Origin of the sequence: Paenibacillus sp. FSL R5-0923 (assembly GCF_038009145.1) — a bacterium.
Lineage (GTDB): Bacteria > Bacillota > Bacilli > Paenibacillales > Paenibacillaceae > Paenibacillus_AQ.
Window position 1 is genome coordinate 357,512 of the sequence record NZ_JBBPAT010000001.1, and the last position, 17,516, is coordinate 375,027.

The following is a 17,516-nucleotide window of genomic DNA, read 5'->3' on the forward strand; positions in this document are numbered from 1 at the left end:
GTTTGTGTTCATCTGTTTGAATCTGACTGCTAAATCCCATAGCGCCTCTGTGTTTCCAAAAGCTCTAAGACTGCCTGCTTCGGCACAGGTCTGCTAATCAGGTAGCCTTGAACCTTGTCGCAGCCTAATTGCTTGAGCAAATCCATCTGAATAACCTCTTCTACACCCTCTGCTACAACTTTCAGTCCCATATTATGCCCCAACTGTATAATGGACTGCACAAAAGACTGGCTGTTAGCTTTTTCTGAGAGTGAATCAATAAAGGTTTTATCCATCTTGAGCGTTGAAATCGGCAATTGCTGCAAATAGCTAAGTGATGAGTAACCCGTTCCGAAGTCATCCAAGGCGATACTAATGCCCTTAGATTTAAGAAACTGCAGCTTACCCAGAATACTCTCAAATGATTTCATAAAAATAGACTCCGTGATTTCCAGCTCAAGACAGCTTGGATTTAGGCCACTTACTGCCAGACTATCCTGTACCATCTCGATAAAATCGTTCTGGAATAGCTGAATAATCGAAATATTGACCGATATTTTATAAGGAATACCTGTACGATCTTGAATACCTTTCATAAAGATGCAAGATTCACGAAGCACCCATTCACCAATATCGATGATCAGTCTGGAATCCTCAGCAATTTTTATAAACGAAAGTGGAGATACAGAACCAAGCGATGGGCTGTTCCAACGAATTAATGCTTCAAAGCCTGAGATGAATCCGGATTCGATATCCATCTGGGGCTGATAGTTCAGTTCAAATTCATTATTGTTCATTGCACTGCGCAAATGTTTCTCTATATTCATTCGTTCATTAAACGCTGTATGCATCGATTTGTCATAGACTACATAAGTTCCCTTGCCATCCTCTTTAGCACGGTACATCGCCACATCCGCATTACTCAAAATTTGCTCGGCCGTCTCCCCATCCTCTGGATAAAAGGAAATTCCGATGCTTAGCGAGACGTATAGATTACTCTCTCCTATTAAAAAGGACTGCCTGAACGCTCTCATTATACGCTCTGCCAGATTCAATACAGCCTCACGGTCCTCTGTATCCTTAATAAAAATAACAAATTCATCTCCACCTAGCCGTGAGAGCATATCTCCTTCCCGCATCAGTGACTGCAATCTCTCACTTGCCTTCCGGATGAGTACATCCCCGGATTTATGACCTAAGGTATCGTTGATGTATTTGAAATTATCTGAATCTAAAAACAGTAGTGCAAATTTCCCTCCCGGATGCTTTAGATACTTCTCCATGGTCTCCAGCAGACATAAACGGTTAGGTAAGTTACTAAGCGCATCCACATAAGCCAGACGATGCATATGTTTCTGATTGTCTAGAAGCATATTATATTGTACCAGAAGCTCCTGTTGAGTGGTCGCGAGCTGCTCATAGGTCGCCCCAAGTTCTTGGTAGCTGTTGCTCAGATTAAGCTCCGCTTGCTTCCGCTCGCTGATATCAATCAAGGAGCCCATAAATAACAGAACTTCATCCTTTGGATTAACGGTAGCCTTACCCCTAACTTCAAACCACACGATTTGATTGTCCTTGGTAATCATGCGGAACTCCGTTTCGAAAATAGGTGTAACACCCTCCAGGTGATCATGTTTAAGCTTACGGGTTGAAGCTAGGTCATCGGGATGAACAATACTAAAAGCTCCCTCTTCAAACGAGTTGATTTCATCCTTCGTGTAACCTATGAGGTCATACCATCGGTCTGATAAATTAAATCGTCTCGCCTCCAAATCAAACTCCCACATATATGCACCAGAACCTTCTGTCGTGAGCCGGAAACGTCGTTCACTGATTTGAAGCCTATTAAATTGCTCCTGTAGATCGACCTCTGTCGCTGAGAGCTCTTCGTATGTAGCTTCCAATTCCCTATAACTTAGCTGTAGCCTCAGCTCATTTTGTTTACGATTATCGATATCCACACCTACAAGTAGAAAGATATCGGCTGCTTGCTTATCAAGTCCTTTTAATAAGGCTGTCCGGAATGAGAAATATCGCGCTTCAGATGACTGGTCTGGGAGCTTAATTTCTACGTTGTTAACATATTCATTCCGTATTGCCCGCATCAAAAGATCACGGATTGCAGCCGTACTACCTTTTAGACCATCGATATCCTCAATATTTACTCCCAGCACCTCTTTTTCGCTTAAACCCGTCATCCGCTCAGCGAACTTGTTAAACCGCACTACCTTTTTATCTGTCTGCACCGCCCAAACTACCATGCCACTATGCTCTATAACATCCTCAAAAAATTGATGCTCTGAATAAACAGCACGCCGTAAACGATTAATATTCATTTTAAGCAGGACTCCACCCAGAATAAGAAGACAGAATAGAAGGATTGCTCCGTAAACCCATCTTTTGTGGATCATGCCTTTATAATAATCAGAATGAACGAAGAAATAGTTCTGGTACAATTCTTCAAAAGCACCCGAATGCTTTAATTCCTCCAATCTCTCGTTAACATAAGAAACTAACTCCGGTGTAGACTTATTGATTGCAAAAGCCACATCCCTGGGATAAAGATCATTCATTTTCTTAATAATACTGTCCGTCTTCCCCTGTTCAACGAGCAGATAATCGACCACCTCCTGATTCTCAAATAGAAGGTCAATCTCCCCTTTTTCTAAAGCCTCCAAGGCTTCAGGAATCGTTGCATATTCTACGTAATCATTAATTCCCAGTTTCCCGTTCAGTACTGTTTCAGAATACTGGGCGTTTCCTAGACCTACCTTATAACCTCCAAGCTTATTTAAATCGATCTCACCCTTAAGCCCTCGCCTTGCGTAGATTGAAATATAGCTTTTGAAAACAGGTTCCGAAAATAACAACTCTTGTTGTCGTCCTTCCGTTACTGCCATTAGACCCGCTGTTTCGATATCTCCCTGAACGAGCCGATTATATACATCAGGCCACTTCCCTGTACTGTAGTGGACATCGTAATCCTGCTTCTCAAAGATCATATTACTCAATTCAATATCAAAACCGGTCATGTACCCATCTTTTATATATTTATAAGGTGGATATTCCAGCTCTACTTGATATTCGATCTCCTTTCTTTCGGCGTGAATGGCAGTAGGAGGTAAGAGCATAAATAGAATGCTAATCAGAAGCAACAGTCTGTACTGCTTCATCGCTCATTCCCCCTTTTTACTGAATTTACAGTAATATCCTAAATGTTATTCGACAAAATATGGCAATACCCCTGCTTTTTCTTTCCTCGTCACATAATATACGCAAATCCCAGCAATGAACCCTTCCCTTTGTAAATTATATAAAATTACGGATGCTACATTTTTATATTGCTTTTTAGATGGAAAATGTGGATAATAGCAATAATGATACAAGTTGATAATGATTATCATTATTAAATAAGTTATTGATTTCACTTTACTATATTTAAGTTAAAAGGAGACTGATCACCCATGAACGTTACCTCTACCCGAACAACACTACAGGTTGACGATTATCTGGATCTGCTCAATCTTGCCGTTAAAGTTGGAGATTTAAAATGGCAAAAAGAAATTAAATCCAGATTGCAATACATTCTTTGTCTGCCGACAAGATAATCTTTCTGAATATTCGCCGCATTCCTTTAGGGAATGCGGCTTTTTTTGCTTGTATGATTGGCAGCCATGTAAGAATAGGAGTATCCCCGCGTCACGTGAAGGTTAATGATATAGTATAATTATCAGCATAATATATTGAATACAAAGTCCTTCAGATTGGAGCGTGTCAGCTTGAAAAAGTATTTAGCTTTATTCTTATTGATCAGCGTGTTATGGATACCCGTTGCATACGCCGCCGAAATCCCTGCTCAACAGGGATTAGTAACCGATAAAGCTGGAATGTTTAGTTCCGCAGAAGCGACGTCCATTTCTGCTGCTGCCACTGGAGATCTCGTTACTATGCATGTACTCACCGTAGATTCCTTAAACGGTACTCCGGCCGATAGATACGCCGAGGATACTTACGCCTCATGGGGACTGTCCACTCGCGATATTCTCTTGCTGATCTCTGCTGGCGATCAGTCCATTGAACTTAATTTTAACAATCCTGGCTTTCAAACCTCGTTAAATGCCTGGTCCCAAAATCAGGGAGGGAAATCAGGAAGTGCTGCCATTACAGCGCTGCTTGATACTTATTTCATCCCTTATGCCAGAGAAGGAGACTTCGCTGGAGGGACAAAGGCTTTAATTAAAGCGGTTCATACCATCGGGGAGAGTACCGGAAATGCTGGAGGAAGTGCAGGAAGCGGTAGCGCAGTTGGCAGTACGAATAGCGGTTTAGGGAATGGAACCTCCGGTAAACCAGGGAACTCGGTCAGTACAGGAAGCCGCTCCAGTAGCTCCATGTTTACGATTGCCGCCGTTCTAATCGGAATCGTACTAATACTACTTGTGCTATTTATAGTGATCACAGGTCTACGTCGACGCAAACAGCTAAACGTACAACAAGAGCAGTTATCCGATTTGCTAGTACGGGCGAATCGAGCACTGGAGTCATTAAAGCCATTTCAAGGGATCGTTCAGGGAAAAACCGAGGTACTGGTAGAAGGCATTTCAAAACGACTCTCTGCAAAGCTCGTTGAAATCTCTTCTCTGCAAAGTGATGGGCAAGGTTTACAGCCACCCTTTTATCGTTTGACTGCCCTTAAGGCAGCCGTGGAACAATTACAGCAGACAGAGGACTCCTTCCGCGCAGCGCTTGAGGAGGAAGAGAAGAACATTGCTGTCATCAGTGAAGCTGATCGCAATGTTAAACAGCGAATTACAGAGCTGAAAGAGGATGCACCAGAGCTTGAAGAGCAGCTACAAGGTGCGGTTAAAGAAACTGGCTATGCACTTCAAGAAATTGTAGAAGAGCTCAAGGAGCTTGCCGAGGAGACCTCTAAGGCAGATCAATTGGAGCTTTTTGACCCTATCGCCGCACAAGAAATTACCGAGGATGCACAAGATCGCCAAGAAAAGATTGAACAAGACCTGAAGGATGTCGATCTCTACGATGATAAGCTAAACCAGTTCCCTACGGTATTAGCTGCAGCCCGTACCAAAATCACAAACATCATCGAGCAGAATTCACTCCACAACATGAAGGTAAAACCATTTGACCGTCTGGAGCAGGCCCGCGCAGAATCGCTGACGCTTGAAGCGCCGCTGCGTGTTGGAGATATGGATGAGGTGCGCAAGATTGGCGCCACTCTTGACCTTCTCCTGGATGAGGCTGTTGCTATGACAGAACAACAAGCACTCCTTCGGCAGAACAACCGCAGAGATTTAGAGACATTCCGCACCGAATGGAGCCAATTAAAACAGCGGCGAGACGGACTGCAAAGCCGGATTACCGAAGCGCGTATGTATTTTGAAGAACAGCATGTGTCAACTGTGGAGAACATCCTTACAGAGTGGAGCACACGCCTTCGGGAAGGTGCTAGTGAAGTGGCGCAGATTGAGAATTGGACTAGTGATGAGCGCGGCGAATATGATAAGGCCCACAATGCGCTAGAACAGTTGCTGTCCCTCCTAGATGAAGCTGCAAGGCAGTTCGATGGTGTCTCAGAAAGTCTAAATGCACTTCATGAAAGACTGGATAAGGTCACTCGCCTCTTTTCCGAAGGGCAAAGCCGGGTGGAAACGACCCAGCGAATGCTGCATAGCAGAGGATTATCTTCTAGAATTGACTTCGAGCTATCCTTACTGCCGGAATACAGTGCACTGGATCATCGCCTGGCATCCCGGCCTTATAATCTTGAGGAACTGGAGTCCCTTGGCCGTTCTTATGATTCACAGATCACTTCCTTTGTGAATGAATCGAACCGACTCGTTCGTCAGAAGGAAGAAGAAGAACGACTAGCTCAATTAGCTATGATGAGAGAACAGCAACGTCGCGCGCAGGCTCGCAAGCGAATGTCCTCTGGCCCACCTTCATCAGGTGGATTCGGTGGAGGACGCTCCTCCGGTGGCTCCTCCTGGGGTGGAGGCGGCAGCGGTGGCAAATCCTCCGGCGGATCTTCTTGGGGCGGCGGAGGGAAGTCCGGCCGAAATTCATCAGGCGGATCCAAGTGGTAGACTATCTCCAAACAAAAGACTCTTCCAGCCTGCTTGGGCGGAAGAGTCTTTTATTATGAATTACTGCTTGCATGACGAAGAAATAGCCAAGACAAGCCCTTTATTTTATTGGCAGATAAATCGTAACGGCCGTACCTACGCCCACTTCACTCGCTATGGCCACTCGCCCTCTATGTGCAGATACTATCTTTTTAACAATCATGATTCCCAGTCCATTACCATCACCTCTGGTCGTGTGAAAAGGCTGGCCTAATTTATCCAGTACTTCCCGGTTCATACCCTCTCCGTTGTCTGTGAAGGTAATCTTCTGGAAGCCATTCTCCACATCTAGGGCAACTGTAATGCTTCCGCCAAAGGGCAAGGCTTCCATTGAGTTTCTTAGGATGTTTAGGAAGACCTGCTTGATATGATTGCGATCACACAAGATATTCGCATCAAAATGGAATTGCGTGTTCAATGATATATTATTCATCTCCACTTGAATCGCAAAGATGCTGAGCACTTCCTGCAGAATCGTGCTACATTGTTCTACCCTATAATGCGCGGCCTGCGGTTTACCTAGTATGAGGAACTCACTCACAATGAGGTTCATTCTTTCTACTTCTGACATAATAAGATCATAATGTAGCAGTTGCGAATCTTTATTGGCCAGTTGAAGCATTCCTTTGACTGTAGTTAGCGGATTGCGAATCTCATGTGCGATACTCATGGCTAGTTGTCCAGCAACCACTAGCTTCTCTGTATTGCGCAGCACTTCTTCCGTTTTTTTCATCTCTGTGATATTACGAAGACTCCCAATCACACGAGCTAAACATGCATTCGAATCATAAACCGGAAGCACATCCAGCATATAATGTTCAAACAAACCGTTGCTCTCTTGAATCACTTCCAGCCCAGCACATGCCTCTTGCTGAAGAATGACATGCTGAAAATAAGAGCCCACATTTCGAATTTCGAAGACACTGGCACCGATAACAGATTCTTGATGTTCACCATCCAAATGAAGCATGTTTAAGCAGTTCTCATTTATATTGACGATCGTTCCGAGTTCATCCGTTATAATAACACCCAAATAATTGGTATCCAATAGGATTCGATTTAAAAGCTGAAGCTCAGCATTCCCTCTACGCAGCAAAATCTCGCGTTCGATGGAGTCAGCCATGGTACAGAGTAAAGGCAATAAGTGGGGATGCGCCACATCTATATCCGCCATAAATGATATCGTCCCCAATATTTCTCGTCCATCCTCTTTATAAAAAGGAGCCGTACAGCATACTAAACGATGAAGAATTTGATGATAATGGTCTTGTCCCTTCAACTGAAAAGGCCGCTGGTGTTCGAGACACAACGCAATTGAATTTGTACCCACTTCTTTATTTAGTTGTACACCTTCTTTGATGCCAACCTGCCCAACGAGATCAATAATTGTCGGATCCCCTTTGAACGCCAATAGATAACCTGCATCATCCGATATCGTAACAAGGATCGGATTACCTTTTACTGAAGAAAGGAACTTAGTCACAAAAAAATCAATAACCTCAATCACTTCACTATATACACGGAGTTGTGACCCCAGTTCATCTGCAGCATAACATTTTGGAAAAATAGGAGGCTGCTCAGGGTCTATTCCTTGATCCATGCAATGCTGATTGGAAGCCTTAATGATAGTCTCATCCGTCAGTACCCCTGTTGTCTTTTCCAAAGCCTTACCCCATTCTGTATGAATCTTCAATTTTGTAATACTAATATGTATTCTACTTCTTTCCCCCTAATCCTTTTGAACCCTAAAAAATCAAAATATCCCAATGCGAATAAATTTCTTGCAGCACAAAAAAACTCCGCCCTTTTAAAGAGCGAAGTTGCGGATGCACATTATTTCTTCTTAATGTTTCGGATCATCCAGAAAAGGTTTGTTCACATAATAATACATAACCCCCATCAGAACTCCACCGCCAATTAGATTTCCGATTGTAACGGGCACAAGATTATGTACCACACCGCCCCACGAAACCGTTCCGGGATGGTCAAGGACTAATGCAATTGCAAAGGTGCACATATTGGCAATACTATGCTCATAACCGGAGATGAAAAAACAGAATACGAATAAGACCATTGCGAACATTTTGGCCCCATCGCCCTTTATATTCATCGGGATGAAAAAAGCCATACAAACGAGCCAGTTACAGAGGATAGCACGGAAAAAAAGCTGACCTGCCGGAGCCTCCATTTTATGCTCAACCACATATAGTAAAAAACCATTTACATCAGAACTGTAAAACAGGCCTGTTAAAAAAATCAACAGTGCAAATGCAGCAGCACCAAGAATGTTACCTATATAACTCATGACCCACATGCGTACAACCTCGGTCCATTTCATTTTGCGCCTCAAAGCCGTGTACGTGTAGTAGAAAGTATCTCCGGTAAATAAGTCCCCTCCCCCGTATGAGATTAGGATGATCGCTGCTCCAAAAGTAATCGCAGCCATTGGATACGCAAATGGTGAATGCTCCATATAGAAGTAGTTGCCTGTCTTGAATGCTACAATTACGCCGAACCCGATAAACATACTGGCCAGCATGGCTCTGGCAATATAGCGCAATATACTTTGCCGATAGATCTTTTGTTTCTTAAGTGCTAATTGTTCAACCTGTAGCAGCGCCTCGTTCTCCATGTGACCTCCTTAGGAATTTGGGTTTTCCAGCTAGTTATGGGCTAATCGTGCAATCTTGCGTTATTATACCCAATAACCAGCTGGAAATTACTTGAACCAAATCATGGTAAAAATCCTAAGTGTCCTCATTCATTTTTGCAATCGCTTCTGCTCTTTCACTACTGGCTACGATGATAAGCACGAGTATCAAGCACCCTAAGATCATATGCCTATCCTCACTTCCTCCACATGTAGTCTTGTGACAACTTATGTGTGAAGATAGGGCTTTATGATTGAGTATTGGCGTTTAAAAAAGCCTGTTGAATGAATTCAACAGGCTTCTCAATCTATTCTCTGTATTTCTATTATTGTCAAAACAATTTAGTTCAAGAAACTGCTCAGTTGACTCTCAGCCTCTCCTTGCTTCAGTGCCTGAGGCTTGTCCGCCTCATTTAGTCCTAAACGATTGCCTAGTTGAGTATTGATTGCCGTCATTTTAGACGTATAATCCTGGCAGCTCTCAATAATGCGACGGTTGGACTGTTCTGAAGTGTCTAATGCGCTAAGCAGATCACCGATCGCTTGATTCACAGCTTCCATAGACATAGAAGGCTTAGACAGCAACTCGGTTGTTTTCTCTGTAGTGGTACGCAGCAGACGTGCATTTTCTTTAAATTGATCTTCAATCGTCTTATTCGTCGCTTCTACAGCATTGATGACGTTCTCCTGATCCGCTAAAGACATCGCAATCATTGCCGACACCGTGATCAGATTAGAGGTCTTATCAATAGCGTTATTCACGGAATCAATCAGCTTGTCATTATTGTCATTAATAATATCTGTAGCAGCAATCGCTTGATTATACAGCAGAATCATTTCTGTCATCGACTGAATTCGAACCATCACTTTACGCAAACCTCGCTCCAGATAAGCTTTACGGTACTCATTCTCAGGCTTCGCGATCTCTACCTCGAACAACTCTTTCAACTTAGTGCCGAAAGCAATTTTGGTCTGTAGGTTATAGATCTCTTCCATGGAAGTACGTTTCAGCTGACGCATATTCACAATGCTCTCTTCGAGGGTATCTCTACCATCGCGAAGCCCTGTAACAATGGCATCAATGTTCGTGCGGACCGACTGATATTTGTACACATAGTTCTTCATCGGACTCTTGCGTAGCATCTTGCCAAAGAAGCTCACATTCTTACTTTGCTGCAGATTCTCACACTCATTCCGCAGCTTCATAATCATGTTAGGCACTTCAACGCGTTTACCAGACATCAGGTCATTCACCGGGCGATCCAGCAGCTTCAAGGTTTGTCCCGCTTTTTCCTGCGTCTTAACCCCAAGCTTACCGATATCATCCATCAAGGAATCCAGTGTAACAGTATCCGTTTGGGATACCTTCTCAATTAATTGTGCCGCTTCCTCGACTACCTTTTGTTCATCTTCTTTTTTTAATTGGATCAACTGCGTGGACATGGGATTCCCTCCTATAGTTCGGAACTGCTGTACCGCTGATGAATCAGTTCCGCCTTCGTCTGAAGTTCCATCAGGTCTTTATGTTCGATCGTGGATGCAATATCCGATATTTTGGAATCGACATCTCTTAGACCGTTCAGCAGCATTCTCCGATTCTTCGTCTTTGCTTCACCGCCTAGGCGTAAGAACGGGTTGATTACACCATTCAAATCCTTCAGAATCAATCTGCGGACCGTATGATTAATCTCGCCGTTATTCAGCTCCTGCAGCAGTGGAATTACACGTTGAAGCCTCGCGAAGAGCGCCAATGATTTCTCGACAATTTCATTGTCCAGCGTATCCTTCTGCCCTTCTGAGATAATCATATCTTCCAGAATGCTAAGATACTCCACAACTGGAGCGAACTCCGGCCCAATCTTCACCGCGCTCTCAGTTCTACCGTCATAGCTGTGATTACCTGATGTAGTATCATTTGTCGTGTTGCTTAATTGAGGAGCACTCGCAGCGGGTGTCGGAGCAATAGGTGTCGTCACAGGGCCTGCTGGCAACACCTCCGCTGGGAGATTGGTTTTTGGACTTCTCGTTACCAGAGCACCTATCCCCGCACCCGCTAAAGGCAACAGCAGAGAGATGAATTCGGGAAGAAAAGAACTCGTTAATACAGCAACAACGTAGCCGATACCGGCGTAAAGCAATACTTTCGATTTAAACTGAATTGTTCTCACCTCTTGTGAGCGACTTTATGAACGCTCAATTCACGGCATCCGGAATGACAGATTGGCCGTTTATTTTCATAATCATCGGTTGCTCCAGATGGCTAGCCAATACATCACCTTCAAAATTCATAGGCTGAACCTTGCCACCGAGTGCGCTTTTGACGGCTAAATAAGGAAAGTTAATCCCTGACAGACATGACATATGCAGTCCACCGGACATTCGTGGGTTAATTTCCAACAGCTTTGGAGTATCTCCATTGTATTTCATTTGAATATTGAAATTGAAGGGGATCTTGTAAACTTCTGCAACTCTAGCTGCAATCTCCTCCAGTTCAGGAATATGCTCCATCAATCGCAGACGACCGCCCACTTTTCGACGTGGCACAGCTACTAACAGCTTACCGTTCTCATCTGCCAGACAATCTATACTATACTCGTAACCCTCCAGTAATTCCATCACCATCAAATCAGGGAAGGTCTCTTTGCTTGCAAGAATACGATAGGCATCATCAAACGTAATCAATGGAGTTACATACCCAAAAAGCTCTTGAAGAGGATCGCGGGTATTGTCGATAATACGGAAGCCTAACCCGCCTTCTGTTTCAGTAGGCTTAAAGCAAACACGATGTCCCTTGGCAACAAGGTCCTCGTAAGCGTCTTTAAACTGCTCCGCTGTACTAACTACATGATAATCCGGGATACTCATAATGCCCTGCTCACTAACATTCTCGTAAAATTTACCTTTGTCCATAATGGACTCCAGCAAATCAAGATCTCTACAGACCAGAACCTTTGTACCAATCGCATCAAACATTGCCGCATGGAGAGCAATATCAAGCATATGCAACCGTGGAATAAAAACATCGATCTCATTACGCCGACAGAAATCAACGCAAAACTGAACATATTCTATTCCCTTCAGCGCCGGCTCGGTTTCAGCAAAGTCAGCACCTTGTAGCGACATATGGCGGATATCCGGGTGTGTCGCAAAAATTTGAACCGGTATACCATCCTCGTTATTGCGGAGGAGATTCATATAATGGTAAGCCACGGAAAACCAGCGATTGAAATAAATATTTACCTTTTTCATAGTGGCCCCACTCCCAATGCAGTTAGATTATTATAGATCATATTTACATACTGCAAAATCTCATCTCCAGCAAATACACCTGATTCTTTCGTGAATGGATATCTTGATTTTACAAGACCACTCTGTTGCTCTGCAAATATTTCACCATGGCAAGGGGCAATAGCATAGTCGGCACTCTCAAGCAGACTCTTATCTAGCAGTGAGTCCCCGGAGGCCACCATAGGTTCAGAGCGAACGGTGCGCCGCAAATGGAGTATAGCGTCGCTTTTGTTCACGGCAGCCGGCACAGCGTACAACTTGCGGCCTTGTAAAGAAACTCTCCAGCCGAGATTATAGAGCCGATCTGATAGATTAGTGATTTCATCTAAAGGCAACTGATCCCGATAAACCATGAAGGAATAGAATAGATCATCACAATAATTCTCACTAATGATCCAATCCTCACACACGACCGCCTTGATATATGATCTAACCTCTTCAGCCCCAGCAGAGTGACGAGCTACCAATCTACCGATTGATTCTCTCCATTCCTTATCGACAACTCCACCGATTAGGATATTCCCCCCATTGCTCGTAACCGCATAGTCAGGTATGACCGTTTCTTGAAACAGATTAATACGCTTATATTGTTGTATCGTACGCGTAGTAACCGGGATGAAAATAATCCGCGTGTTCAGATCCATCAGCTGATTTAATGCTTGCTGCGAAATGTAGGATCTCGTCTTTCCCTCTATAATTTCCGCCGGAATTAGACCTGGGGTATTCTCCGGCACACCTATTGCACCTAAAGAATAGATCAAGGTACGATCTAGATCACTAGCATATATCATTCTGTCTCCCCCTTCAGCGGTTTAATTATTCCGCAGCAGGAGTACGTCATCCCAGGAAAGATCTCAACAGGAACGCCCCGGTCCTTCGCTAAGAGAAGAATATGCTTTAGATTCGGATTATCCATAGTATCGACAAGAATTTTCCAAGGTACTCTGCGCAGTAATACGCGGGTTGTTTCGCCGACTCCCGGCTTTATCAGATTAATGTTATCTATACCGAAAGTCTCCTGAATACTCTGAATATCACGAAGACCCTGCCAAGTGATTTCTGGCGGATGCTCCAACATCTGTCCAGCAATATTCTTCGCTTCTGCTACTACGGATGGAAAATACGGGCAAATCGTATCAATAAATACATTGGACTCGTCCGCATCCAGCCACTCCTTATAAAACTTTGAACCATGAAATTCCTCAGGACCAATGAGATCAGCGTGTAACACCGTTCGGCTCATCAGCCCTGAAACGGTAGAGTTTAAGCAGGCGCTAGGAATGAGATAGTCTTCTCTAGTCCCAAACATGCCTGCGCAGTTTCCCGGGTCAGCCAATACGGCAAGATCATCATTTAAGCGAATACCATACTTCTCATAGAGGGTGTTGCAAGAATCAATCAGCACCCCACGGATAGCCCCTTTTCCTGTCCACCCATCCACAAACTGCAAATCAGCATCAAGTCCATGCTTCTGCAGAATGTAGAGTATCGCATTCTCATCTATACCTTTTCCTCGAATGATAGAAATACTATAATGCGGCAAGTCTACCTTGTATCTCTCAGCTATATAACGCTTAATCAGTATACCAATGGGTGTTCCTGCTCTAGCTAAAGAGACAAGCACCGTACTTAGTCCTCTTCTTGAGACAATCATCTCAGAAACAATGGCAACAGCTAAAGCAACCTTCTTAGCTGATTGCCGCAGCGTCTCATGAAACAAGTCGATATACTGCTCGGTAGGCTGATATTCAACGGGCAACATCTCAGAATAATGGACACCCGATTGAATAGCTTCCTCCCTTTCCTCTGTCGCAAGCTCCAGCGAAACGTCACTAAGATCCTTGAGCAGAAACGTAACATCTGACGGTGGATAGCTACCTAGCGCAACCGGTTCTGCTATTTTTTTGTCCATGACTTTATGATTACTTGTTCCCTTCATACTGGAGGCCTCCACTTCTTCCTTCAGGAGTCAGTACAATAAGATGCACTTTATGGCGGGCCAGTGTCTTCAGTATATCAAGCATGGGTTTCATTCGTTCATGCGGTACATCACGCTCAATCAGCACGAATATATCATCATACTGATCAGAATCCACATTGTAAATAAAGTTTTTAATTTCCGGATCGCTAGCTGAAGGATATGCGGCAGCACTATGCACTCCGTAATCTGGTCGACGTTCAGGGTGGATTGGACTGCGAGTAGAGGACTGATATGAAATGCCTTCCCCCATCTCAGCAGCTATCCGCATAGGAAGGTACATAAATTCCCCTACACCCATCACTAGAGTCTTAGAATCTCCCCCTCGTAGTTCTCTTAGCTGAGCGGCTATCCCGGTTACCCCTACATCAAGACCATCATTATTCAGCGACTCCAGTCCGAAACGTCCGCTGTACTTCAAATAAGGAGACGAGTTGGTGTCACCATATGAATCTACGGATGTTGCCTGTAGACGTTCTAAACCGTCCACTACATAAGTAGTCACTACTTCGGATTCCACTGAAGACGATAACAAATCTTTGTCATTCCTAGCATTTAGCAAAGGCGTGCCTTTTACTTCAATACTTCCTTGAAGCAAACATAAGGACTTAATCCGAATCCCCAGTTCCTGTTCTAATTCGCTATAGGTATGAAGATTATTACCGCTCCTCCAATCCAAAATAGAAACGACTACGTATTCCTCCCGAGGGAATTTGGACTGAATATCACGGATCGTATTAATTGCTGTATTCCCTGTTGTAATCTCATCATCCACCAAAATAATCGGCTCAGTCCCTGATAATAGCTTAGTATTCAAGGCGTAACATAGATGGTCAACCGCATGTGAATGCTCTTCTTCAAAGCTAACAATGGACTCCAAATCGATGATATGTTCACGGGTAGTATGAATATATGATGCTGCATCGGCAAACATGTTGTACACACTGTGACCCAGCGCAGTTGCAGTCTCAGCAAAACCAATAAAGACAACAGGCCTAGGAAGAACTAATCTTGCCGCTAATAAATGCTCATAGGCTTCCTTGGCAGACTCAGGGTGCATCAGTCCGTGTACAGCTTTATCTAATAAATCTTCCATCCTATCATTATCCGCAGAATTACCGTTCATCTCCTGATATAACAGCAGCGCTAATGCAGCACCACTTAGCAGAGAGGTGTACGGATTAACAGGGATATGTTTACCAAGTACCTTGCTGACGAACAAAAAGGAGCGTTTCTTATTAATCCGGGCTGCCATGGAGAATAAAGTATCCACAGGCAAATGAAAGGGATTAGATGTTTCGGTAACCGTAACCTGCAGGTTCTCGACTATGTTATACGTGTGTAAATTCGTTTTCGGGTAATAATCCGACAAAATGCTGTTGTTCATGTAACACCCCGTATATTTGTGATCGTAGTAAAATCCGTTTTGCCCAGTTCAAATGCGGCTTAATCTCGTTCATCTTATTAGAATATTGACTCTTGAAGACTCCTAGGCTGCCATCGTTACTCTCTACGATACTGCAGGCGTCAACATATTCCTCGTGCATTACCGTGTACATGGCCTGAACAGGTCTGAGGTGTGAGGGATGTATAATCGTCTTGCCCAAGATTCCATTTTCTTTATCTAAAATCACTTCACGAATAAGCCCATCCATGCTGCTAGAAATGTAACTATTTCGCATGTCGCGGCCGTTTTTACCATAGGTGTCCTCAAACGGAGTCTGCCGTAGCTGTGGTCTGAGCACCCGATGCCCTTTATTCGCAAAATATTCCCAGACTGGTCCGGAAATTACATACCCTTCTTCCACTCTGCCAAAAATATTAATAATATCCGATATGCAGTCTCGAATAGGGGTAAGATCATAAATACTAATATCAGGACTACGGCGCAGTCCGAATAAACTTGAGAAGTCTGTTGCTCCAATTCTAACGTTCAACACATATTCGCGGTAGTTGCCTAGCAAATTACGAATAGATAAAAGACTATCTACCCGGCTCTCCCGGTAAATAATAGGCGCACTTTCCAGAATTGGCATGCCATAAAGCACTGGGTCTGAGTAACTGCGCGTTCTATTGTAATCGGCTATCGCCTCGAAATATTGGATTCCGTTGTCGACCGAAAACTTAGGGAAAACAAACCCTGTTAACATCGTAACCAAAGATCCTAACCGAAAAATCAGCTGCTGTAGCTGCTCCGGGTTACGAACTCGGATGAAGAGGAGCGGAAGACTATCACTCCCGCTTGGCTCGTTCTCCTCATATGCGGCGAGAAAAATAAGATGCTGAATGAGAGACTCCTCTGCATGGTCAACCTCGTTATCTCCGATCGCATCCTCCAGATCAATAATAACGGTTACAAGTCCTGCACTTTTAAGCTTCAAAATGTCTTCGGGAACACTAGCACGAGTTGCTGGCATATAAAGGGCAGCTCCAACAGCATGAGCCAGCAAATCTTTACTCGTAGTATTATGGTTAAATGAAATCGGCGGATTATAAAATAAGGCTATTTCTTGTTCTTTCGTCAGGTAATCGAAGTATCTCAAGATGGTTCCCCCTTATAGTTTTGCGAAGCCAAGCAAAACAAGCGCAGGCCTCTCCTATAGAGAGTGGCAGAACCAGCTATACCCTATCCGGTTCTCTCATATATAAGTGAAGGCCTACGCTATAAACATATACGATTACCTGAAAGCAGCAGTGTTCAACTAGCTTTGAAATCAAGCATTTCTATGGGCTTCTTTTTTCTTACGCAGTACGCTGTAAAGGATCGTACCACCGAATACAAGAATAATGATTGAAAAGAATAATACATGTGGCATTTCGTACCCAAAAGCGCCCGCGAGCATTTTACCAGCAATAATGGCAATAAGCGCAAAAGCGGCACGCTCGAGTTCCGGAATTTTATCAATAAGCTTTAAGAATAATTGCGCTACTCCCCGCATCATCAGAACGCCTATGATTCCGCCCATAAAGAGCACCCAAACCTGGTTACTAACACCAAATGCAGCAATAACACTATCAATACTAAAAGCAATATCCATTAATTCAACAAGGAGAACCGTCTTCCAAAAAGAGAACCCCTTATTCTCGATCTTCTCATCGCCACCGCCCTTAAATAACCCGCCATAAGCGATATAAAAGAGATAGGCTGCACCAAGAACCTTAACCAACATGAATTTAATAAGAAATGTCCCTAGACCGATAGCCAAAAACCTGAATACATAAGCTCCTATAATACCGTAAAAGAGCGCCTTCTTCTGTTGTTCTTTAGGTAAATGCTTAACCATGACGGCGAGAACAAGCGCATTATCTGCAGAGAGCAGTCCCTCTAGCAGAACTAAGCTACCAATAATGCCCCAGCTAACCGGGTCTGAGAGCGTACCTACCACATCGCTCCATGAGAAAAAATGACCGTAGTTCTCACTAATATTCCTAAAAAAATCAGCGAACCAATCCATTACACTTGCGCCTCCGAAAA

At 43.8% G+C, this 17,516-nt stretch carries 13 protein-coding genes; 2 read left to right on the forward strand and 11 right to left on the reverse strand.

Annotation, left to right across the window (positions count from 1 at the left end; genetic code table 11):
- Positions 1 to 29: 29 nt before the first annotated feature.
- On the reverse strand, positions 30 to 3,152 hold the full coding sequence (locus tag MKX35_RS01605) for an EAL domain-containing protein (RefSeq protein ID WP_076299894.1): 3,123 nt from the start codon (positions 3,150 to 3,152) through the stop codon (positions 30 to 32).
- A 291-nt stretch (positions 3,153 to 3,443) separates the two neighbouring features.
- On the opposite strand from MKX35_RS01605, the gene MKX35_RS01610 reads away from it, so the two are divergent.
- Both MKX35_RS01610 and MKX35_RS01615 read left to right on the forward strand, forming a co-directional pair.
- On the forward strand, positions 3,444 to 3,587 hold the full coding sequence (locus MKX35_RS01610) for a hypothetical protein (RefSeq protein ID WP_167348483.1): 144 nt from the start codon (positions 3,444 to 3,446) through the stop codon (positions 3,585 to 3,587).
- A gap of 171 nt (positions 3,588 to 3,758) precedes the next feature.
- Entirely contained in the window at positions 3,759 to 6,086 is a 2,328-nt protein-coding gene (locus MKX35_RS01615; protein WP_076299895.1) for a TPM domain-containing protein, read from the forward strand.
- Between the two features lie 100 nt (positions 6,087 to 6,186).
- Here the strand turns inward: MKX35_RS01615 and MKX35_RS01620 are convergent, their stop codons facing one another.
- From MKX35_RS01620 to MKX35_RS01665, 10 genes are all read right to left on the reverse strand, one after another.
- Entirely contained in the window at positions 6,187 to 7,818 is a 1,632-nt protein-coding gene (locus tag MKX35_RS01620; RefSeq protein WP_341043752.1) for an ATP-binding protein, read from the reverse strand.
- Positions 7,819 to 7,968: 150 nt separating this feature from the next.
- Positions 7,969 to 8,757 (reverse strand): formate/nitrite transporter family protein, encoded by a 789-nt coding sequence (locus MKX35_RS01625; protein ID WP_076299896.1) that lies wholly within the window; start codon positions 8,755 to 8,757, stop codon positions 7,969 to 7,971.
- A 360-nt stretch (positions 8,758 to 9,117) separates the two neighbouring features.
- Positions 9,118 to 10,218, reverse strand: a complete 1,101-nt coding sequence (locus tag MKX35_RS01630) for a toxic anion resistance protein (RefSeq protein WP_042184271.1) — start codon at positions 10,216 to 10,218, stop codon at positions 9,118 to 9,120.
- Between the two features lie 11 nt (positions 10,219 to 10,229).
- Positions 10,230 to 10,934: a hypothetical protein gene (locus tag MKX35_RS01635; RefSeq protein WP_076285216.1), complete on the reverse strand. Its 705-nt coding sequence runs from the start codon at positions 10,932 to 10,934 to the stop codon at positions 10,230 to 10,232.
- 34 nt (positions 10,935 to 10,968) lie between these two features.
- On the reverse strand, positions 10,969 to 12,024 hold the full coding sequence (locus MKX35_RS01640; protein WP_076299897.1) for an ATP-grasp domain-containing protein: 1,056 nt from the start codon (positions 12,022 to 12,024) through the stop codon (positions 10,969 to 10,971).
- Entirely contained in the window at positions 12,021 to 12,854 is an 834-nt protein-coding gene (locus MKX35_RS01645; RefSeq protein ID WP_076299898.1) for an HAD family hydrolase, read from the reverse strand. Before MKX35_RS01645 ends, MKX35_RS01640 begins: the two co-directional genes overlap by 4 nt.
- Complete coding sequence (locus tag MKX35_RS01650) at positions 12,851 to 14,002, reverse strand: cysteine protease StiP family protein (RefSeq protein WP_076299899.1); 1,152 nt, start codon at positions 14,000 to 14,002, stop codon at positions 12,851 to 12,853. The genes MKX35_RS01645 and MKX35_RS01650 overlap by 4 nt, the downstream gene beginning before the upstream one ends.
- Complete coding sequence (locus MKX35_RS01655) at positions 13,986 to 15,428, reverse strand: phosphoribosyltransferase family protein (RefSeq protein WP_081382937.1); 1,443 nt, start codon at positions 15,426 to 15,428, stop codon at positions 13,986 to 13,988. The genes MKX35_RS01650 and MKX35_RS01655 overlap by 17 nt, the downstream gene beginning before the upstream one ends.
- Positions 15,373 to 16,584, reverse strand: a complete 1,212-nt coding sequence (locus tag MKX35_RS01660) for an HpcH/HpaI aldolase/citrate lyase family protein (RefSeq protein ID WP_256716336.1) — start codon at positions 16,582 to 16,584, stop codon at positions 15,373 to 15,375. The genes MKX35_RS01655 and MKX35_RS01660 overlap by 56 nt, the downstream gene beginning before the upstream one ends.
- 171 nt (positions 16,585 to 16,755) lie before the next feature.
- Entirely contained in the window at positions 16,756 to 17,496 is a 741-nt protein-coding gene (locus MKX35_RS01665) for a TerC family protein (RefSeq protein ID WP_042123539.1), read from the reverse strand.
- Positions 17,497 to 17,516 lie beyond the last annotated feature (20 nt).